Origin of the sequence: Acinetobacter sp. RW6, from assembly GCF_041956835.1 — a bacterium.
Taxonomy (GTDB): domain Bacteria; phylum Pseudomonadota; class Gammaproteobacteria; order Pseudomonadales; family Moraxellaceae; genus Acinetobacter; species Acinetobacter calcoaceticus.
In genome coordinates this window covers 3,702,962-3,723,669 of record NZ_CP167121.1, presented here as the reverse complement: position 1 = coordinate 3,723,669, position 20,708 = coordinate 3,702,962, and the positions used below count along the sequence as shown (strand labels likewise).

Sequence of the window (20,708 nt, the reverse complement as noted above, 5' to 3'; positions counted from 1 at the left end):
AGAGTGAGTTTAGAACCAATCGCGCCACAAAACTTTACTGACTACACCACCTACTCTGAACGGAAACGAACTCGGTGGGAACGTTTTCTCGACAAAATTAAGCCACGCTCTGCTGCCATGCGTACCACCATTCTGGTACTGCTGGTGGTATTTTTTAGCTTATTTATGTCGTTATGGTTCTTTTGGCGCACTCTCTATTTACCTGAAATTCAACAACATGCCCGTTATTTAGCAGTTGAACTTGAACTCGTCAACAATCCCGATATACGAATTTTTCATCGTGACAACGAAGTTGATGTTGATACGTGGTTACGTAATCGCGTTGGTATTGAATACGTTACCAACCCAAAAGAATATCCAAGCGTCCGCGATAAAGTTATTGCTGAGTTTTTTACCAATCAGATCGAACAAAAACTGGCAAATGAGATTGGGACGAAGGATGTTACGGTTTACTTCCAGTTTAAGCCTAGCCCACGCATCTGGATTCAAACACCTGAAATGCACGGGAATTGGGTCCGTGAGCCTTTAAAAACCTATGCCAATTATAGCCCTGAGCTATTAATTGGTTGGATCGTTGGTGTTCCATTACTTTCAGCTATTATTATTCTGATTTTAGTTAGGCAGATGAACCGCCCTTTACGTCGTTTGCAAAATGCTGCCAATGAATATAGTAAAGCTGGAACAGCTCCCTATTTAGATACCAATCACGGTCCCTTAGAAATTCGTCAGGTGAACCAAGCCTTTAACCGCATGGTTTATACGCTTGACCAAACTGAGCGTGAACGACGTATTATGTTGGCCGGCATTTCACATGATCTAAGAACTCCTCTTACGCGTATTCGCTTAACGGCGGAAATGTTACCTGATGAGTTTTTACGTGAAGGTCTGGTTTATGATGTAGATGATATGGATGCAATTCTTAATCAGTTCATTTCCTATATGCGTGATGGCTCAGATGAAGAATTGAAAGACACCAATATCAATATGCTTTTGCAAGAACTTGTTATCCAGTTCAAACCTTTAGACATTCACTTCGAGATGCAGGATGTGCCAATTATTCCGGCACGTAGCCTTTCTTTAAAGCGACTTATTGCCAACCTAATTAACAATGCAAAACGTTATGGTGCCGAACCGATAGAACTCAGTGCAAAAGTTGAAAATGAACATATTTTAATTACTGTTGCCGATCATGGTGAAGGTATTCCAGCAGATCAAATAGAAGAGTTAATGCAACCTTTTGTTAGAGGAAACTCGGCAAGAACAGTTCAAGGAAGTGGTCTTGGCCTAGCGATTGTCAAACGTATTGTTGATATTCATCATGGTGAAATTCAAATTCATAACCGTGAACAAGGCGGTTTAGAAGTTATTATTTCTTTACCTATCCCGAAACCAAGCACTGAAGAAAATAGCTCGATCAATCCATTAGAAAAAATAAAACAAACTTTGAGTGAGCGCTTTTAATTTAACCAGTTAGTTATTAAAAGCCTCATTTTAAAGACAAATAAAATAATTAAAAATCAATAAAATAAAAACTATAAATATATTTTATACCACCATTTATTTACAAAATTAGACCTTAGCCTAACACCTATGCACTTTTCAATTTTTCATAGCTAAAATCCCCTATGTTTTGACAATTCTGAGGATGTCCAATGTCTTTAAGTCGTATTCGCCTAGCTTCTCTTCATGACAAGGTCATCAGTGCTGAACAAGCTGCACAATTCATCGAAGATGGAATGACCGTAGGTATGAGTGGTTTTACTCGTGCTGGTGAAGCTAAAGCTGTTCCACAAGCACTTGTAGAACTTGCAAAGAAAAATCCGTTAAAAATCACGTTAATTACGGGTGCCAGCTTAGGTAACGACTTAGACAAACAACTCACGGAAGCAGGTGTTTTATCTCGTCGTATGCCATTCCAAGTGGACAACACTTTACGTCGTGCCATTAACAATGGCGAAGTTATGTTTATTGATCAACATTTGTCTGAAACTGTTGAGCAAATGCGTAACCAACAGCTTAAACGTCCTGATGTTGCAGTGATTGAAGCAATTGCAATTACTGAAGATGGCGGCATTATTCCAACGACTTCTGTGGGTAACTCTGCAAGTTTTGCTATTTTTGCGGAGAAAGTAATTGTTGAAATCAACACATCTTTAAGCGAAAGCTTTGAAGGTTTGCACGATATCTACATTCCAACCTATCGTCCAACACGTACCCCAATTCCATTAACAAAAGTGGATGAGCGCATTGGTACATCAGCAATCCAAATCGATCCTGCAAAGATTGTTGGTATTGTATTTAACGATACTCACGATTCCCCATCAACGGTAACTCCGCCAGATGATGAAACTCAAGGCATTGCAAACCACTTGATCGCTTTCTTTAACAAAGAAGTTGCTGAAGGTCGCTTACCAAAAAGCCTTGGCCCATTACAAGCAGGTATTGGTTCTATTGCCAATGCTGTATTAACAGGCTTAAAAGATTCTGACTTTGAAGACCTCATCATGTACTCAGAAGTATTACAAGATTGTACTTTTGAATTAATTGATGCAGGCAAAATGAAATTTGCTTCTGGTAGCTCAATTACACTTTCTGCAAAATGTGGCGAAAAAGTTTTTGGCAATATCGAAGCTTACAAAGACAAATTAGTACTTCGTCCACAAGAAATTTCTAACCACCCAGAACTGGTTCGCCGTTTAGGTATTATCGGCATTAACACTGCGCTTGAGTTTGATATTTACGGTAACGTGAACTCGACTCACGTGTGCGGTACTAAAATGATGAACGGTATTGGTGGTTCAGGTGACTTCGCTCGTAACGCTCACTTGGCGATCTTTGTGACTAAATCAATTGCTAAAGGCGGCGATATCTCTTCTATCGTGCCAATGGTGAGTCACGTTGACCACAGTGAACACGACGTTGATATTTTAGTGACAGAGCAAGGTTTAGCAGACTTACGCGGTTTAGCACCTCGTGAACGTGCTCGCGTTGTTATCGACAACTGTGTACATCCACTTTACCGTGATGCATTAAATGATTACTTTGATCGTGCATGTGCTAAAGGTGGACATACGCCTCATTTACTTCGTGAAGCATTGTCTTGGCATGCAAACTTCGAAGAAACAGGTCAAATGCTTCAAGCAGCACCAGTTGCAAAATCAGCTTAAATAACTGGTTTAATTCAAGCACTCCTACGGGGGTGCTTTTTTATTTGTTTAAATTTTTCATAAAATACTGCTCAAGCCCCAATTTTTATTTTATCTTTTCAGCACATCAAAACAAAAAGTAGAAATCCATATGTTTATTATTCGTCAATTTACAAATGCGGATCTGGAAGATGTTGTTATTTTATGGGAAAGCTGTGGCCTGACTCGTCCTTGGAATAATCCTGAAACCGATATTTTCAGAAAAGTCTCACAACAAGATGATTTATTTCTAGTTGCGATTAAAGATGAGCAACTCATTGGCACGCTTATGGGCGGCTATGACGGCCATAGAGGCTGGATTAATTATTTAGCTGTTCACCCTCACCAACAACGCTTAGGAATAGCTACAGCGCTCGTTCAGCAGCTTGAAAAGCGACTGATTGCTCGGGGCTGTCCAAAACTACAATTATTGGTGCGTAAAGATAACCTAAATGTACTGAATTTTTATGAACAGCTCGGTTATGACGAAGTAGAAGCGGTGTGTCTAGGGAAACGTTTAATTAGCGATAGTTCACATGATTAGGCCCTTACTTGTTATAGCTTTGACATAATAAGAAAAATAATCAGAACTTGGGGATAAGTGACAGTGCTTGTGGATAAATCTCATTTTAGCCACAAGTAAGGAAATGAATTATTCAAATAAAATCATAAGCATGAAAAAAGCCCCATACGTTATGTATGAGGCTTTTTCGAATATGGTGGCGAGACCCAGGATCGAACTGGGGACACACGGATTTTCAATCCGTTGCTCTACCTACTGAGCTATCACGCCGATGGCCTGTATTAAGCCGTATCTCAGAACAATAGTCAACTATTATCCTGAGTTTTTGATTTAAATGAGTATTTTTTATACTTAAAAAAAATCCCTGATGGGATCAGGGATTGAAAACACATATAATGGTGGCGAGACCCAGGATCGAACTGGGGACACACGGATTTTCAATCCGTTGCTCTACCTACTGAGCTATCACGCCGAAGTGGGCATATTAAACAATGTTTATATGACCACGTCAAGCAACTTCCGTATTTTTTGTAACAAGTGATTATTTTTAAATCACCATCAAATACGAACTGGGCTTTTAATGATGTAATTTACCAATATGAGCCAAACAACGATGAATAGCGCCACAACCCGGCTCAAAAATTTTCACGCCTTTTGACTCTTCTATACGACAAGCTTCTTCAACTAAACGCTCTGCTACCCCACGACCACGGTTAGCAGGATGCACAACAATATATTCAAGAACCTTGCTTTCGCCTTGTCCTGAAGACCACATTGCCCCTATAATTTTGGTGTTAAATTCGGCAGTGTATAGCGTGGTATACTGTTGTAAATCTTGTTCAAGTTGTTCAATCGCATCGTGCCCGTCACCAAACTCTGGACTTGTATCATACAGTCGCTCAAGCTGATCGCGAATCTCTGAATTATCTAGAGAACTATAAGCATGTACGGTAATAGGCATTGATTAACCCTCCTGAGCAAACTATGATGCTGTCACGAATTCGTCACAGCGAAATTATCGTTACATCCAATCATTTTTGACGTTTTTTTGAGGAACGTGTCCATGACGCAACGTATCAGTGAAGTGGTTAGAAATACCAATGAAACCAAAATTCGAGTTCGATTAAATCTCGACGGTACTGGTCAAGGCACACTAAACACTGGAGTTCCATTTTTAGACCATATGATTGATCAAATCAAGCGACATGGCTTATTTGATATCGATATTCATTGTGACGGAGACCTCGATATTGACGATCACCACACCGTAGAAGACTGTGGAATCACGCTTGGACAAGCTTTTGCACAAGCTTTAGGCGATAAAAAAGGTTTAAAACGCTATGGTCATTTTTATGCACCATTAGACGAAGCTTTGTCTCGTGTTGTTGTAGATTTATCTGGTCGTCCGGGTTTATTTATGGATATTCCATTTACCCGCGCACGTATCGGTACGTTTGATGTCGATTTATTTTCTGAGTTTTTCCAAGGTTTCGTAAACCATGCGCTTATGACCTTACACATCGATAATTTGAAAGGTAAAAATAGCCACCATCAAATTGAAAGTGTGTTTAAAGCGCTAGCTCGTGCTTTACGTATGGCATGTGAAGTTGATCCACGTGCAGAAAACACGATTGCATCGACAAAAGGTAGCCTCTAATGACACGTATCGCGTTACTTGATTATGGCATGGGCAATCTACACTCAGCAGCTAAAGCACTTGAGTATGTGGGCGCTACAGTCGATGTGACCAATGATCCAAAATTAATTGCACAAGCCGACAAAATTGTTTTTCCGGGCGTTGGCGCAATGCGCGACTGTATGCAAGGTATGCGTGAAGCAGGTATTGATGAAGTTGTACGTCAAGCCGCTTTTAACAAACCAGTTCTTGCAATTTGTGTCGGCATGCAAGCCCTACTACAAAGCTCTGAAGAAAATGGCGGTGTAGACGCACTAGGTATTTTTGACGGTGTAGTAAAACACTTCCCTCAAATGGAAGGGTTAAAAGTGCCTCATATGGGCTGGAATCAGGTTCATCAATTGGACCCAAGCCACCCAATGTGGAACAACATCGAACAAGATGCACGTTTCTACTTTGTACATAGCTATTATGTCGAGCCAAAAGATGAAAGCGTTGTGGCTGCGACCTGTGACTATGGCGTGAACTTCTGCACAGCAATTCACAAAGAGAATTTATTTGCGACTCAATTCCACCCAGAGAAAAGCCATACTGCCGGTTTGCAGTTACTTAAAAACTTTGTGGAATGGAATATTTAATCTCATTTAAAACTGAAAAAGATCAGGTCTAGATGGCCTGATCTTTTTTTTATTTATAATAACAACCAATCATTTACAGAATGATATTTTATTCAACAAAATATTGAATATTTATACTTTTAAATAAAACCAAATGATCAGGAAAACAAAATGAATTCACCTTTTGAAAATCAACCGATTCAACAAGATTCCCCCTTTAAAGCAAGTGGCCGTTTTGGACGACTCTCTTATGCAGCATGGACCCTCTTATTTTCACTCGTAATTGTGATCGCCGTTCTTATTGTCGCTTTCACTTTTGGACTAACAAATAGTGAAGATTTAAGCGGTCTTTCCACCGCAGGAATGATTGTTTTAGGTATTGTCTATATTGCCTGTATCTATGTCAGCTTTGTATTTACTATTCGCCGCTTACATGACCGCAATAATACGGGATGGCTGTCATTACTGATGCTCATTCCTGCTGTAAACTTTATTTTTATGATTTATCTATTTGCTGCAAAAGGTACTGAGGGCACTAATGATTATGGTCCACAGCGCCCAACTCTTGGCTGGGAACGCGTTTTAGGCTGGATTTATATTGTCCTGATTCCACTAGCTTTTGTTTTTGCTATTGTTGCCACAATCATGGCTCCAACCTATGAAGGTTATGTTGAGAAAAGCGAAAGCGTTGTCATTGGTACACCCTCTCAGTCTCAATAATTTCTTGTAGCCCTTTATAAAGCCTAGTTCTCTAGGCTTTATTCATATATAAAGCTAATAGCTCAATTCTTTTGTACGCTATAAATATGTCTGAAGCTTCCCCCCTTCTTGATAAAGCCTCTATTCAGCAGCTTCCTCCTTTCGAAAATCTTACCCACCAAAATATTGTGGTGATTGAAAATATTGAGCAATGTAAAAGTATTGAAGAAGAATTAAAAGCCGCTGCAATTTTAGGTTTTGATTCCGAATCAAAACCCACGTTTCGGGTGGGTGAAGTCTCAACTGGTCCACATCTGATTCAGTTAGCGACTGAACAAAAAGCATATTTGTTTCATGTAAATTCATCGACTTTAAAATTCTTACAGCCTATTTTATCTAACCCAAAACAAATTAAAGTTGGTTTTGGTCTAAAAAACGATAAGCATATTTTTCATAAAAAAGGCATTGAACTCGAAGGTTGTGTCGACCTCGCAAAAGGCTTTAGCCATTTTGGTTTTAAACAACAACTGGGGGTACAAAAAGCAGTTGCGCTGTTATTTGAGCAATATCTTGCAAAGTCGAAAAAAATCGGAACGTCAAACTGGGCACGAAAGCCACTTAGCTCTCAGCAAATCAGTTACGCTGCTGCCGATGCATATGCTGCTTTATTGGTATTTCAAGCGCTCAGAAAACAAAAACTATTACCCACTCACATTTCTCAAACTATTCAAACCGCACTTCAAGCGTAAAGTTATAAAAGTCTTTTCTAAGGCTTAGCGATTGATCAATACTTTGCTAAGATGTGCACAATTTCATAATCATGATGAAGCAAGGAGCGGAAGCATGCTAATCATTCCTGCAATTGACCTGAAAGATGGTAAATGTGTGCGTTTAAAACAAGGGCGTATGGAAGACGATACAGTTTTCTCTGACGATCCAGTTGCAACTGCCCAGCATTGGGTAAATGAAGGCGCACGACGTTTGCATTTGGTCGATTTGAATGGCGCTTTCGCAGGCACTCCAATTCATAAACCTATTGTTGAAGCAATTGCTAAAGCTCAGCCAGAATTACCAATTCAAATTGGTGGTGGTATTCGCTCTTTAGAAACAATTGAGCACTATTTAGAAGCTGGCGTGACTTTTGTCATTATCGGCACTAAAGCAGTTCAAGAGCCTGAATTTGTAGAAGAAGCTTGTAAACGCTTTGCTGGCCACATCATTGTTGGTATTGATGCCATGAATGGTATGGTTGCAACTGACGGTTGGGCTAATGTAACTGACGTTAAAGCAACTGATTTAGCAAAACGTTTTGCTGATGCTGGCGTATCTAGTATTGTTTACACAGACATTGCTCGTGATGGCATGATGCAAGGTGTAAACGTTGAGCAAACTGTAAACTTGGCTCAATACTCAGGCTTACCAGTAATTGCTTCTGGTGGCGTAACTAACCTTGATGACGTTCGTAACTTAATAGGCCAACCAGGCATTTTAGGTGCGATTACAGGCCGCGCAATTTATGAAGGCACACTGAGCCTTCGTGAAGCTCAGCTTTTGTTAGATGAAAATCGTCTTTAATTTTTAAGATGTAAAAAAAGAGCCGCTTTAGGCTCTTTTTTATTGCTGATATGAAAGATATATTTTCAATCAATAAACTACATTACGCATAAATTTAAGTACCTGATTTCCACTATTGATATAGGTATAAGTCACTGAACTAGCAAAACTAAAAGTTGAACCAGCAGGAATTATTTTTATGCTATCGGTAAATTGTATGGTCAACTCACCTTCTAATACATAAATCAGTTCTTGCCATCCTTCCGCATCTGCTTCGGCAATATAAGATTCACCCGCTGCCAATGACCATGTCCACAGCTCAACTTGGGAGCGGGATGGGACTGAAGCCAGTAAAGTTGCTTTGCTTTCTTCTTTGTCTCCCTGCCAAGCTAGTACATTCACTAAGGCTTGTTCTTTGAGCTCAGGCGCACTCACAATTGTTCTAAAATCTACACCCAAAACTACCGCAATTGCGTCGAGTTTAGCCAAGCTAATATTCACTTGCCCTGTTTCCAAAGCAGCGATTGTCCGTCTACTCACACCAGCTTGATCGGCTAAATCCTGCTGGCTTAAACCTTGTTCATCTCTTAATGAACGGATGTTTGTACCGACATGCTGTAAAACGGTGCTGGACTGGGTCATAAAATAAGTAACAAAGAAAATATGAGCAATATATTGCACAAAATATAGGAATACTGCAATATGTGCAGTATATTGCACAATTTCTCCTGATCAGATATGTCACCAATTTCTCTGAGCTCAAGCAAAGCCCCACAGCTAGCTCTTATCCTAATTACCATTATTTGGGGTGGAACATTCCTTACTGTGCAGTATGCACTGAATTTTTCGTCACCTATGTTTTTTGTGGGCTGTCGCTTTGCTGTAGCTGCCTTAACGTTATTAGTTATTTCATTAAAAAGTATGAAAGGCATAACGTTAAAAGATTTAGGTGCAGGGAGTGCGATTGGCCTTGTAATTGCGGCGGGCTATGGCACACAGACGATTGGTCTTCAAACCATTCCAAGTAGTGAATCCGCATTTTTAACGTCACTTTATGTGCCGCTTGTCCCTCTTTTAATGTGGCTCATCTTTAGAAAAACTCCACACATCATGACTTGGGTTGGAGCAGTCCTTGCTTTTGCTGGCCTTGTTTTGTTGACAGGCAATGGTTTTAAGCAGATTTCATTAAGTTTTGGACAGCTTTTAACAGTGCTTGGCGCATTTGCGATTGCTTTAGAGATTATTTTTATTAGCTACTTTGCTGGAAAAGTAAATTTACGCCGTGTCACCATCATTCAACTCGCTGTCGCATCTCTAATTTCTTTTGCCATTATGCCTGTGGTTGGTGAACATACGATTCCAGCATTCTCATGGCCTCTGGTACTGATTGCGGTTGCATTAGGCTTAGCCAGTGCACTCATTCAATTTGTGATGAACTGGGCTCAACGTGTGGTTGACCCTTCACGTGCTGCAATTATTTATGCAGGAGAACCCGTTTGGGCGGGCATTATTGGTCGAATTGCTGGTGAGCGTTTACCAGTCATTGCTCTTTTGGGTGGTGCTTTAGTGGTATTAGGTGTTTTAGTGAGTGAGTTAAAAATTAAGTTACCGACCAAAAAAGTCAAAAGAATTCAAGAATAAAAAAGAGAGCGAAATGCTCTCTTTTTTATCAATTATTTTTTCTTCAATAATATGCAGGGTTGATAATACTCAACTGTCGGCATTGGATCATAAAATGGATGGAGCAATGCCTTCCATTCCTGATAAGCCTCAGACTTTCTAAACCCTTCGGTATGATTTTCAATCTCATCCCAAAAAATCATTAAAATATAATGATGAGGATCAGTTGCATGTCTAATCAGCTGGACAGCATTAAAGCCTTCCATTGGATAGACAATATGTTTAGCTTGCTCAAATACCTCAAGAAACGCCTCACTTTGCCCAGCCTTTATGCTCAAATGTACATGTTCAATAATCATGATTTATTGATACATCGGACGGTTATCATTTAAGGCAATCAAACCGCGAATTGCACGATATACAATCCAGATCCATGCTGCTGCAATCACGCCTACACAGAATACGGTCGATGAGACTGCAACCCCTGCAAACAGATCGGTATTTTCACCGGTAAAGAACAAGAAAATAAACGGCAAAAAGGCGATAATATTCCAAGCCAGATACCACCAGAATGTTCTGATTTGCCATGTAAAGTGACTCGCAAAAATTGAACCTTGCACATCAGAACGTTTTACATAGTTAATAATTAGAGCAATAACCGCAAGTAAGCCGCCTGTAAAAATGGCAACAATATAAAGTACATATAAAATAAGCGTTAAAGTACGATTTGAATCTTGGTCGATAGAACTATTCATTTTTATACCTCTCGAGTTTAATAAAACGATTTACTTTTATGAGCCCCGCAATACGTTTAAGGGAGAAATTAGCCACAAAATCAAAAGTAAATGAAGGAATATGGTACAAAAATAAATCTTACGAAAGGGTTGTTTTTGTGTTTTATGTCTCAGTTTTTGTTGTGCCCACCATGCAGCAGGCCAGCCCCCTAAAAAGCTAACAATATGCAATGTTTGTTCAGGCACACGGCGATTACCCAATTGTGCAGCTTCTTTGTCTTGTGAATAGAGCCAATAACTCAGCACATTCATCATTAAAACAAACAACAAGGTGTAAGCTGGCAAAGTATGCATAAAGCTCATAATGCCCATTAAAACAAAATAAAATACGATCCCCATTTGCATGGCAGACCATGGTTTAGCTTGAAAAGAAGATTCTGGTTTTGTTGGCTTTGAAGCTTTACGAGTTTGAGATGCTTTTAAGTAAGTTACCTGCTGGGCACGAAAGCGACCACGTTCGTCGAGAATAACCAGATATTCCAGTGCACAGCCAATAATTGGCCGAGGACCGGGGCGTGCAAAATCTTTGATATGCAAAAAGACTCGCTCTTTTTCAGCATCATCTGGCTGAATAAAGCCATAACCTTTTTCGTCGAACCATTCGACTAATCGCCCCTGATCTCGCATCTCTATTCCTTTTATGCTTTTACATGACTTAAACGGTCTTGCATCATTGCTCGCATTTCTTGCGGATCTTTTTGCAAAATGTCGTCGCCTGTACGTCCTTCTTCTTTATTTTTTTGAGCAACTTGCAAACGCATCGACCAAAAACGGCACGCTGCCATTGCTAAGAATACATCTAAACATTCAAGTTCATCTGAAGTAAGCGCACGAACTTTTTGATATGCCGCTAAGTAAGCCGCCACTTTGTCTGAGTTTAAATGCGCTTCTGGATATTCGGTACAAAAATCATTGATGGTAATCGCAATATCAAATAGCAATTCATCTTGATTGAGCTCGTAAAAGTCTAAAATACCTTGTAATTGCTCGCCTTCAAACAAGGTATTGTCGCGGAACAAATCTGAATGAATAAAACCCATTGGTCGATTTGAATACTGCGCTGTTTTAGCATTAAATGCTTGATAGACCTGTTCAAGTAAAGTTTGGTCATCTTGCGTCATGCTTGGTTTAAGCTGTTCTGCAACGCCTGTCCAATATTGGTGATCACGTCGATATTCACGCTCAAGTGGAAAATCTTGCAAAGCGACATGCAGTTTCGCCTGTGCATCTGCAATCGCTGCAACTTGTGCAACTGTCGTTTGCATGGGATGGTGACCCATTAAACGTGGAGCAATTTGTGCAGGCTTTTCTGCAATAACGTGAACCGCTTGTCCACTGTGTTTTAACGGCACAGCCACTGGTACATCATGCGTTCCCAATTGTTCAAGAACAGGAATCAGCTCGCCTGCCCCTTGTGCATCTAACTCTTCAAATACAGTCAATACATATTGTTTGCGGTTTACATCAACCAAAAAATAATTGGTGTTTTGAATACCTCCCTGAATTGGGTTCAGCTCCAACACCTCTAATCCATAAGGTGCAGCAAAGGCGCGAACTTCATCTAAACTCAACGGGGTATAAACCGACATGGAAAACCTGCAAAAAACATCTGTGAAGTTTGATAGAATACCTCTTCCCTCCATGAAGGTGTAGCGCCTGTGTAGGAACTTTCACCAACGGCGATTATTTTTGGAAAAAGCTATGCTTGCTAAACGTATTATTCCTTGCCTAGACGTTGATAACGGACGCGTAGTTAAAGGCGTTCAATTCCTCGATATTCGTGATGCTGGCGACCCTGTTGAAGTGGCACGTCGCTATAACGAACAAGGTGCAGATGAAATTACTTTCTTAGACATTACCGCTACACATCATGGACGCGATACCACTTACCGTACTGTTGAGCGTATGGCCGAGACTGTATTTGTGCCATTAACTGTCGGTGGTGGTGTACGTAAAGTTGAAGATATCCGTTCGTTATTAAATGCAGGTGCGGATAAAGTGAGTATTAACTCCGCAGCCGTATTTAACCCAGAATTTGTTCAGGAAGCTTCACAGCACTTTGGCGCGCAATGTATTGTGGTTGCGATTGATGCCAAAAAAACTGGCGAAAACAAATGGGAAATCTTTACCCACGGTGGCCGTAAACCAACTGGTATTGATGCGATTGAATGGGCCGTAAAAATGGCTGACTATGGTGCAGGTGAATTACTTATTACTAGTATGGATGCTGACGGTACTAAAGCAGGTTACGATATTGCACTAATGCGTGCGATTAATGACCGTGTTACCGTTCCAACCATTGCTTCTGGCGGCGTAGGTAACTTACAACATCTTGCAGACGGTATTTTACAAGGTGGTGCCGATGCAGTATTGGCAGCAAGTATTTTCCACTTTGGCCAATATACCATTCCAGAAGCTAAACAATATTTAGCTGAACAAGGCATTGAAATGCGTTTGTAAATTTATTGATATTTAAAGGGGCGATATGCCCCTTTAATTTTTTATGCAGCACCGTCTACAACATTTACATCATCGATGAGTTTAGGCTTTTCTTTTTTCTCAACCCATTTTGCAGGAAAGATTTTTTCTACAGCTTGAGATAATGGTTTAGCAATCACTGTCGGTAATCGTATGCCCAAAGGATTTTGTTCTTTTAAATCTGCCGAAGACACCACACGCGTTCCCATCACATAATCAAACCAAGGCTTGGTTACACACCAATTGGCATCTTGATTAGAGTTCATATGGTGGTCGTAATGCCATGGGATTTTACGCTTCGCCCATTCAGGCTCAAGATGTGCACGGCGATGAATATAATAATAATTTCCTGCACTATACCAAGCTGCAAGCGCCATCCCTTTTGAAAATGGGTAGAAAATTGCGCTTGAAACAGTTGCTACGACTGCTAGTGAAACTAACTCATTTTTAGTCCGCCAGTTTCCCACGCCTTCCACATAGCAATCATCATGAAATTGCTGTTTACGTACTTCACGATGGTGTGCCCAATGTGACTCCATGCTTTTTGGCACAGGGCTGTAACACGGTTGTCCGGCACGATGTACTCCATGCAAAATATATTTATGAGCTACCCATTCAAATGCGTTAGCAACCGCAATTCCGGCAATAAACCCTTTTAACATCGCTTTACTCCTTTTTCTTTTTATTGAGAATATAAAATTCGATATGCTATGTATTGACCAGAATTTATGGTTTCATTGACAAATCACGACAAGAAAGAGGTGGTCAGGAATGCCACAACTAAAAAATTATACGGGTTCGGTCTATGGAGGACTTGGACACCTATTAAAAGCTTACTGTGAAGCCAATCAGTTAACTATTCCTGAGCAACTAGAGCAAATTCAAAATCTGGAACGCTTTGACTATGTGGTTTGGCGTGATTTATTAGAAGTTATTTATAAGTTAGACCCCAAGCCGGGATTAGGCTTAGAAATTGCCAAATATGTACAACCCAAACACTTAGGAATTATTGCCTACCTTGCACTCTCTTGCGATAACTTAGGCGAAGCTTTAATTCGCTATCATGATTTTCACCGCCTAATTTATGACGGAAGTCCGTTAGTGGTTGAACTCTATGGGCAATATGCTTCTATTCGCTGGGAAGCTACAGAGTTGCACCCTACCCAACTTACCGATGAAATTGCGATTGCTCTGGTTATTCAATTTTTACGCCTTTTTATGTCTCACCAAGATGTGTATTTGCATGAAGTACATTTTTTAAATGCCCCACCTAAAAACATTAGGGTCTATGAACAATACTTTCAATGTCCGGTCCGTTTTAATCAGCCCCGTACCCAATTACTCATTCCAATTACTGAAATTAATAAACCTCTGAGCAGTGCCGACCACACCCTACAGCAATTACTGGTTCAGCAAGCCCAAGCACTTTTAGATCAATTACCAAATTCGACACAACTAGATCAGCGTTTACAACATTCAATTTTGACGGGATTACAAAAGGATCAATATCAAATTGAATATATTGCAGCCCAACTAGGCCTCTCTGTTCGACAACTCCAGCGCCACTTACAACAACAAAACACCACCTTTCAGGAACGCGTTCAGCAAGTGCGATTCATGCTCGCAACTGAATATTTAAAGGACCCGCACTTAAGCTTACAAGAAATTGCTCTTTTGCTTTGTTATTCAGAACAAAGTGCTTTTCAAAGAGCATTCAAGCATTGGACCAATCAAACACCGCAACAATGGCGAGATCAATTTTTAGACAAAGAATAACCAACCAAAACTTACAAATCTTTTCTTGATTAAAACAACACTGAAAACAAAAATTTCATATAGTCACATGCTTCAAATTTATGTGACGCAATTCACATTAATTAAAATAGATTAAATAAATGAGTAATCACAATGAATAAATATTTTGCTGAATTTCTAGGTACGTTTTGGCTAGTCTTTGGTGGTTGTGGTAGCGCAGTATTAGCCGCAGCTTTCCCTGAACTTGGTATTGGCTTTGCAGGTGTAGCCCTTGCCTTTGGTTTAACCGTACTCACAGGTGCCTATGCTCTAGGGCATATCTCAGGTGGACATTTTAATCCCGCGGTAAGTGTTGGCCTTTGGGTCGGCGGCCGCTTCGATGTTAAAGATTTGATTCCCTATATTGTTGCTCAAGTGGTCGGTGCGATTGCTGCTGCTTTTGTTCTTTACATTATTGCTCAAGGTCAAGCCGGCTTTAGCGGTGTTGGTGGTTTTGCTTCAAATGGTTTCGGTGATTTATCACCAAACAAGTTTGGCTTAGGTTCTGCTTTCATTATTGAAGTGGTACTTACAGCTTTCTTCTTAATCATTATTTTAGGATCAACACATGGTCGTGCACCTGCTGGCTTCGCCCCTATTGCTATTGGTTTAGGCTTAACGCTTATTCACTTAATCAGTATTCCAGTCACGAACACTTCTGTGAACCCTGCACGTAGTACAGGTGTCGCGTTGTTTGCTGAAACTGCTGCTTTAAGTCAGTTGTGGTTGTTCTGGGTGGCACCGATTTTAGGTGCTGTGATTGGTGCGCTTATTTATAAGGTAGTTGCTGGGGAGAAGGATTAACACGACGGAGTTCTACTTCATAAAATCAAAAGTAATCAGCTAATTCTCATTACTTTTGTTTCGGCAAAAGTAACCAAAACCATTGCCATTCACAAAACCTGTTCTCTGGGATCATGTATCTGATCCCACACAGTAACAATCCTGATCTTAAAATGGGCAGGTTGTGAATGGCTTTATCACGAATCAGATTTCACGCATTATTCAATAACCATAGAACTTTGACCAGATCAAACCCTATTAATGAATCATCTATAAAAATGGATTATTAATTTCTTTTTCAGCTGGACGTTCAATTTTCTCAGGCAATTCTTCTTTTTCCAAAACCGCAACCACATCGTTTAAAAAGCTCTGTAAAGCTTTGGCTTGTTCTAACCCGACTTTGTCTTTGGTGATTTGTAAGTTGCCATAAATGCTGACGCAATCGACATCATTTTCTAATATTAAATCTTCAATTGAAGAAGACTCTGTACCCTTTTCAAATGGCTTAAACATAGGTGTTGTCTCGTTGTTATATCTTCACAGTGTAATACGACCAATTTAAAAAAAATCAATCAAAATTAAAAGTGCCGATAAAATTAGAAATGCGCCCATCAAGATATTAAAATATTTCAAACGGTTGCCATGGTTAAGCACCACTGAAAATTTATCGCCACATAGTCCCCAAAAGAATAAACAAGCATAGCAAGTGAAAAAATAAATAATGATAAAGATCGGCAATGACTGCGGGTTTTCAATGCTTGTAAACATGGTAATACCAGACACACAAGCCAACCATGCTTTCGGATTGAGCCACTGTAACAAGAAACCATCTTTAAAATTGGGAATAATCATCTGTTCTACAGGAGCACTTGAAATGGAAATGTTGGCAGCAGAAAGAATAATTTTTATACCTATATAACAAACAAATAGCGTTCCACAAACTGCAAGGATTTTTAATACGATCGGAAACTGAGTTAATAAACTCTGAAGCCCAAATGCCATAAAAATTAATAGTAAAGTAAAACCAATAGTGGCGCCTGAAATATAGGGAAGCGATCTTTTTAAACCATGATTTAAACTGGTCGATAAAATTACGGTATTTACGGGACCAGGGGTAATAGACATTGCAAATGAAAAAAGAAACATCGAGGCAAACATTGTTATTGTCCTTATTAAAATAAAATGAGTATACAGATCTGTATACTCATTTTATTGTATGAATTTAAGACAATGCAATAACTACTATAAAATTGCTTACTTCAAGATTTGCAAGAAATAGTTCACCAATGCTTCAACCAGTTGCTTCACAATAGCTTGGCGTGTTTCTTCATCAATGCTTGGAACTTTTGCTTCCATCGCTTCTGAGGAGCCACTTTTTTGCTTTTTAAACTGGTCTTGTAACGCTTTAATTTGATCAGCGTTTAAGTCCTGCTCACATTGGCTCTCACCATCCCAATGTAAATAGTCTAACTTCTGATTTGGCTTAACCGACGTTGCCGTTAAAGGTAGACGATAGACATTACGCTTTTGCTGCTCAGTTAACTGTGGAAACAGATTAACGCCTAAACGTTCTTCAAGGTAACAAACACTCACGACTTTCACTTGCAGAGAGTTATTGTTGGGTGCGTAGTAACCCCCAATAGCACCCGTTTTTGGTATATATACCGCTTTATAAACGGCTGTTGGAACAATGACACCCTTCCCAATGGTTTTAAGGCGTTTACCTTCAAAAACAGGGCCAGTAACAACATATACATCTTGTTTTTGCTTGGTCGCAAGGGCGCGTGTGGCTTCTTCAAGTTTACGCCAGACTTCCTGATTATTTTTAGGGGCTTGCGGCACCATGTTACTTAACGAGAAGCTATCAGACTGTGAGTTTTTATTTGGCATGTCGCCATTCGGTGCCATGTGACCACGGTCATAACCTGAACCACGATAATCACTTAACAGTGCCCGATGCTTTTGAGCAACACGAGTTTCTTCATGAAAGTTATCTTCACGCTTAATTTTGACACTCAAACGTTCTGCATTTAAATGCTCAGCCGACCATAACGGCGTTTTAGAGATGCCTGAATACAAAACGTTAAAGCCGTTAAAGCACAGCGGATAACTGTCTTTTTTTAAGCTTTCTTTATTTAAAGCAGGAGGAACTTCACGATAGAACTGATTTAAACAAGTCGAGTTAGTACTTAAAGGCGAAAACCACTGCGAAATCTTTTCACTACCAAAAGCAATTGCAAAACTTCCCGCAGCAATACAAGCAAGAATAATCTTGCCAAAATGCTCACTTAGAGAAAAAGAGTTTGTACCTTTACTACGTTTTTTACTTGCCATGTTTCTATCAATACCACTGTCCACACGCAGCTTAACAACCCTGCTTTTTTAAGTATATCTCTTATCTTTCAAATGGTTAAAACATGGTCATCTTTTTTGTAACTCCATTCCCCATTACGTAACAATCTGTTGGAATTATGAGAGGCTTTGGCTATTGAATTACGTCAATTGCGTATCTTTCGTTGAAAAGCACTGATTGCTTATGACATGGTTAGCTCCACAAATTTGGATAAAAATATAATCGGAGTCCACTTAATGATCCATTCAAAGATTATTGGTATTGGCGTAATCACGGGATTATGTAGTATGGCAGCTTTGGCTGAACCAGCAGTCCAGCCAGGAGATACTTTAGAAAGTTTGTCTAAAGTGAAAGTTACTACAACGGTAAATGGCCAACCTGGTTCTATTAGCGATTTAGTCAATAGCGGACAAGTACAACAAGTTTCTGCTGCACCTACAAATGCAGCGCCTACTGGTGCTCCTATTCCAGCAGATGTTCCACCAGCACCTCCAGCAGGCGGTGAAATGGCACCTCCAGCACCAATTGATGCAGTGCCACCTGCGCCACAAGATCCGAATGCTGCACCACCTGCGGCAGATCCAACTCAGTCGGCAGACCCAATGGCAAAAGATGGTGCATTACCAGCAGATGCGCCTGTTCAAGCTCAATAATTTGAGCCATAAAAAAACCAAGACATTTGTCTTGGTTTTTTTATTACATGAGTTTTTATATTTCGATTTGACTACCTAACTCAACCACACGGTTGGTTGGAATTTGGTAGAAGTCACTCACCGGACTGGTATTACGCTGCATAGAGATAAACAGTTTCTCTCTCCATGGAGACATGCCATCACCCACCGAATGAACAATACGATCACGGGAAATAAAGAAGCTAATATGCATTAAGTCATATTCAAGACCTAATTGTTCATAAGCTTGCATAAGTGCTTTTGGTACATTCATTTCATCTTTAAAGCCGTAGAAAATCTTAATACGGAAGAAATGTTCAGCTAAGGTTTCTGTTGAAATACGGTCTTCTGGTTCGACAAAAGGTACATCTTCAATCACTACAGTAACCAAGATATTGCGCTGATGCAGCACTTTATTGTGCTTAATGTTATGCAGCATGGCATGTGGTACAACGTTCGGTGTACCTGTCATAAAGACGGCATCACCCGGAACCCAGTGCACACTATTACCAATACTTTTCACAAACAAATCTAGCGATAACGTATCATGTTCGAGCTTGGCAAAAGTGAGCTCACGACCACGTTTCCATGTCATTAAGATGGTGACTGCAATCGCACCAATCAGTAATGGCACCCAACCGCCCGACAAGATTTTAAGTGACGTAGCTGCGACTAAAACCGACTCTAAAACAAAGAATGGAATAATCAGGAGTAGCACTTTTGGCATGCTCCACTTCCAAGCCGAATAGATGAACACAGCAACCAAAATCGTGTCACACAGCATCGTTAAGGTTACAGCGAGACCATAAGCACTTGCCAAGTTTGAGCTGGTTTTGAAAATCAAAATTAAGATAATAATTGCGATTAAAAGTAACCAATTTAAGAAAGGAACATAAATCTGGCCTTCTTCAGACTCAGAAGTATGTTTAATGCTTAAACGCGGTAAATAGCCCAATTGAATCGCTTGACGTGCAAGAGAAAACACCCCAGAAATTACGGCTTGAGAGGCAATTACGGTTGCCATAGTCGCCATAATAATCATTGGGTAAAGTGCCCACTGTGGCACCAATAAATAGAACGGGTTTTGAATCGCAGCTGGGTCTCTGAGCAACAATGCGCCCTGCCCTGCGTAGTTTAAAACCAAACACGGCAACACCACAAAAAACCATGCAAGACGAATCGGAACTGGTCCGAAATGCCCCATATCGGCATAAAGTGCTTCGCCACCGGTAACTGTTAAAACGACAGCGCCCATAACGAAAAAGGTCATCACCGGATTGTGATAGATAAACTGAATCGCCCAATGCGGACTAAACATGCCTAATACCACTGGTGTCTGGATAACACTATGAAGACCTAATAATCCTAGAGATAAGAACCACACCATTGTAATCGGGCCAAAAAACTTTCCGACAAAGGCCGTACCGTGTTTTTGTACTAAAAACAACGCGATGATAATGGTAATTGCAATTGGCATGATGTACGGGTCAAACACATCGGTTGCAATCGACAAGCCTTCGACTGCCGAGAGTACAGAAATGGCAGGGGTAATAATACCGTCACCAAAAAACAGCGATGCACCAATAAAGCCAATGGCAATCATGTAGATTTTCTTATTATCGGCAATTTTGGCTTTACGTAAGTTCAATGCGAGTAAGGCCATGATTCCGCCTTCGCCATTATTGTCTGCACGCATGACGATAGCGACATACTTAATACTGATGATCAGCATTAAGCACCAAAAAATAATAGATAAAATTCCTAATACGTTTTCAGGCTTAATTCCCAACCCATGCGCGGCATGGAAGGACTCTTTTAAGGCGTAGAGTGGACTTGTTCCAATATCTCCAAAGACCACCCCAAGAGCTGCCAAAGCCGTGGCAGGCAAGGTTGCTTTTTTGGCCGTATTTTGCATTGTGTAATTAAACCAACATGATTTTTATCGCAATCTTATCACCTCTATTATTTTTTTTCTGTAAAGCTCATCTTAAATCTTGGCAG

Annotated in this window: 24 protein-coding genes, 2 tRNA genes and 1 pseudogene; 14 read left to right on the top strand and 13 right to left on the bottom strand. The window is 40.2% G+C overall.

Features of this window, described 5'->3' with window-relative positions; genetic code table 11:
• Positions 1–3 precede the first annotated feature (3 nt).
• The 4 genes and pseudogenes from ACB088_RS17635 (at position 4) to ACB088_RS17620 (ending at position 3,729) form a co-directional block, all read left to right on the top strand.
• On the top strand, positions 4–1,461 hold the full coding sequence (locus tag ACB088_RS17635; RefSeq protein WP_375037591.1) for an ATP-binding protein: 1,458 nt from the start codon (positions 4–6) through the stop codon (positions 1,459–1,461).
• Positions 1,462–1,488: 27 nt separating this feature from the next.
• Positions 1,489–1,617: pseudogene (locus tag ACB088_RS17630) on the top strand (hypothetical protein).
• A gap of 35 nt (positions 1,618–1,652) precedes the next feature.
• Positions 1,653–3,167 (top strand): acetyl-CoA hydrolase/transferase family protein, encoded by a 1,515-nt coding sequence (locus ACB088_RS17625; RefSeq protein ID WP_003653872.1) that lies wholly within the window; start codon positions 1,653–1,655, stop codon positions 3,165–3,167.
• A 130-nt stretch (positions 3,168–3,297) separates the two neighbouring features.
• Positions 3,298–3,729 carry a GNAT family acetyltransferase gene (locus tag ACB088_RS17620; RefSeq protein ID WP_004639785.1) on the top strand — a complete coding sequence of 144 codons (432 nt, stop codon included), beginning with the start codon at positions 3,298–3,300 and terminating at the stop codon, positions 3,727–3,729.
• A 173-nt stretch (positions 3,730–3,902) separates the two neighbouring features.
• Here the strand turns inward: ACB088_RS17620 and ACB088_RS17615 are convergent.
• The 3 genes from ACB088_RS17615 to ACB088_RS17605 all read right to left on the bottom strand — a co-directional run bounded on the left by ACB088_RS17615 (position 3,903) and on the right by ACB088_RS17605 (position 4,669).
• Positions 3,903–3,978 (bottom strand) — tRNA-Phe (locus tag ACB088_RS17615).
• 126 nt (positions 3,979–4,104) lie between these two features.
• Positions 4,105–4,180, bottom strand: a tRNA-Phe gene (locus ACB088_RS17610).
• A gap of 105 nt (positions 4,181–4,285) precedes the next feature.
• Positions 4,286–4,669, bottom strand: a complete 384-nt coding sequence (locus ACB088_RS17605; RefSeq protein ID WP_003653877.1) for a GNAT family N-acetyltransferase — start codon at positions 4,667–4,669, stop codon at positions 4,286–4,288.
• A 102-nt stretch (positions 4,670–4,771) separates the two neighbouring features.
• Between ACB088_RS17605 and hisB the strand changes: the two genes are divergently transcribed.
• The 5 genes from hisB (at position 4,772) to hisA (ending at position 8,235) form a co-directional block, all read left to right on the top strand.
• Complete coding sequence (gene hisB / locus ACB088_RS17600) at positions 4,772–5,365, top strand: imidazoleglycerol-phosphate dehydratase HisB (protein WP_004639787.1); 594 nt, start codon at positions 4,772–4,774, stop codon at positions 5,363–5,365.
• Positions 5,365–5,982, top strand: coding sequence for an imidazole glycerol phosphate synthase subunit HisH (gene hisH, locus ACB088_RS17595; protein WP_375037590.1), 618 nt, complete (start codon positions 5,365–5,367; stop codon positions 5,980–5,982). Before hisB ends, hisH begins: the two co-directional genes overlap by 1 nt.
• A 150-nt stretch (positions 5,983–6,132) precedes the next feature.
• Positions 6,133–6,681, top strand: coding sequence for a DUF805 domain-containing protein (locus tag ACB088_RS17590; RefSeq protein WP_375037589.1), 549 nt, complete (start codon positions 6,133–6,135; stop codon positions 6,679–6,681).
• An 86-nt stretch (positions 6,682–6,767) separates the two neighbouring features.
• On the top strand, positions 6,768–7,409 hold the full coding sequence (locus tag ACB088_RS17585; RefSeq protein WP_375037588.1) for a 3'-5' exonuclease: 642 nt from the start codon (positions 6,768–6,770) through the stop codon (positions 7,407–7,409).
• 94 nt (positions 7,410–7,503) lie between these two features.
• Positions 7,504–8,235, top strand: a complete 732-nt coding sequence (gene hisA, locus ACB088_RS17580) for a 1-(5-phosphoribosyl)-5-[(5-phosphoribosylamino)methylideneamino]imidazole-4-carboxamide isomerase (protein ID WP_004639792.1) — start codon at positions 7,504–7,506, stop codon at positions 8,233–8,235.
• Between the two features lie 69 nt (positions 8,236–8,304).
• Here the strand turns inward: hisA and ACB088_RS17575 are convergent, their stop codons facing one another.
• On the bottom strand, positions 8,305–8,856 hold the full coding sequence (locus ACB088_RS17575; RefSeq protein ID WP_375038822.1) for a helix-turn-helix domain-containing protein: 552 nt from the start codon (positions 8,854–8,856) through the stop codon (positions 8,305–8,307).
• A 96-nt stretch (positions 8,857–8,952) separates the two neighbouring features.
• Between ACB088_RS17575 and ACB088_RS17570 the strand changes: the two genes are divergently transcribed.
• On the top strand, positions 8,953–9,855 hold the full coding sequence (locus ACB088_RS17570; protein WP_375037587.1) for a DMT family transporter: 903 nt from the start codon (positions 8,953–8,955) through the stop codon (positions 9,853–9,855).
• Positions 9,856–9,887: 32 nt separating this feature from the next.
• On the opposite strand, the gene ACB088_RS17565 is transcribed toward ACB088_RS17570, so the two are convergent.
• From ACB088_RS17565 to ACB088_RS17550, 4 genes are read right to left on the bottom strand one after another with little or no spacing between them, the layout of a single operon-like run.
• Entirely contained in the window at positions 9,888–10,193 is a 306-nt protein-coding gene (locus ACB088_RS17565; RefSeq protein ID WP_199989359.1) for an antibiotic biosynthesis monooxygenase, read from the bottom strand.
• A gap of 3 nt (positions 10,194–10,196) precedes the next feature.
• Complete coding sequence (locus ACB088_RS17560; RefSeq protein ID WP_375037586.1) at positions 10,197–10,589, bottom strand: DUF4870 family protein; 393 nt, start codon at positions 10,587–10,589, stop codon at positions 10,197–10,199.
• Positions 10,590–10,625: 36 nt separating this feature from the next.
• Positions 10,626–11,255: a DUF1294 domain-containing protein gene (locus ACB088_RS17555; RefSeq protein ID WP_092708248.1), complete on the bottom strand. Its 630-nt coding sequence runs from the start codon at positions 11,253–11,255 to the stop codon at positions 10,626–10,628.
• 11 nt (positions 11,256–11,266) lie between these two features.
• On the bottom strand, positions 11,267–12,217 hold the full coding sequence (locus tag ACB088_RS17550) for a homoserine kinase (RefSeq protein ID WP_375037585.1): 951 nt from the start codon (positions 12,215–12,217) through the stop codon (positions 11,267–11,269).
• Positions 12,218–12,329: 112 nt separating this feature from the next.
• On the opposite strand from ACB088_RS17550, the gene hisF reads away from it, so the two are divergent.
• Positions 12,330–13,088, top strand: coding sequence for an imidazole glycerol phosphate synthase subunit HisF (gene hisF, locus ACB088_RS17545; RefSeq protein WP_092708254.1), 759 nt, complete (start codon positions 12,330–12,332; stop codon positions 13,086–13,088).
• Positions 13,089–13,129: 41 nt separating this feature from the next.
• On the opposite strand, the gene ACB088_RS17540 is transcribed toward hisF, so the two are convergent.
• Positions 13,130–13,768 carry a hypothetical protein gene (locus ACB088_RS17540; RefSeq protein WP_375037584.1) on the bottom strand — a complete coding sequence of 213 codons (639 nt, stop codon included), beginning with the start codon at positions 13,766–13,768 and terminating at the stop codon, positions 13,130–13,132.
• Between the two features lie 109 nt (positions 13,769–13,877).
• On the opposite strand from ACB088_RS17540, the gene ACB088_RS17535 reads away from it, so the two are divergent.
• Positions 13,878–14,882 carry an AraC family transcriptional regulator ligand-binding domain-containing protein gene (locus tag ACB088_RS17535; protein WP_375037583.1) on the top strand — a complete coding sequence of 335 codons (1,005 nt, stop codon included), beginning with the start codon at positions 13,878–13,880 and terminating at the stop codon, positions 14,880–14,882.
• A gap of 132 nt (positions 14,883–15,014) precedes the next feature.
• Entirely contained in the window at positions 15,015–15,704 is a 690-nt protein-coding gene (gene aqpZ, locus ACB088_RS17530) for an aquaporin Z (protein WP_375037582.1), read from the top strand.
• 249 nt (positions 15,705–15,953) lie between these two features.
• On the opposite strand, the gene ACB088_RS17525 is transcribed toward aqpZ, so the two are convergent.
• The 3 genes from ACB088_RS17525 to ACB088_RS17515 form a co-directional block, all read right to left on the bottom strand.
• Entirely contained in the window at positions 15,954–16,196 is a 243-nt protein-coding gene (locus ACB088_RS17525) for a hypothetical protein (protein ID WP_375037581.1), read from the bottom strand.
• Between the two features lie 45 nt (positions 16,197–16,241).
• A complete protein-coding gene (locus ACB088_RS17520; protein ID WP_309951584.1) occupies positions 16,242–16,841 on the bottom strand; it encodes a LysE family translocator in 600 nt (199 codons plus the stop codon).
• A gap of 96 nt (positions 16,842–16,937) precedes the next feature.
• Complete coding sequence (locus ACB088_RS17515) at positions 16,938–18,017, bottom strand: DNA/RNA non-specific endonuclease (protein ID WP_375037580.1); 1,080 nt, start codon at positions 18,015–18,017, stop codon at positions 16,938–16,940.
• A gap of 255 nt (positions 18,018–18,272) precedes the next feature.
• Between ACB088_RS17515 and ACB088_RS17510 the strand changes: the two genes are divergently transcribed.
• Positions 18,273–18,689, top strand: coding sequence for a hypothetical protein (locus ACB088_RS17510; RefSeq protein WP_375037579.1), 417 nt, complete (start codon positions 18,273–18,275; stop codon positions 18,687–18,689).
• A 55-nt stretch (positions 18,690–18,744) separates the two neighbouring features.
• Here ACB088_RS17510 and ACB088_RS17505 read toward each other — a convergent pair whose 3' ends face one another.
• A complete protein-coding gene (locus ACB088_RS17505; protein WP_092708275.1) occupies positions 18,745–20,622 on the bottom strand; it encodes a potassium transporter Kup in 1,878 nt (625 codons plus the stop codon).
• Positions 20,623–20,708: the final 86 nt, after the last annotated feature.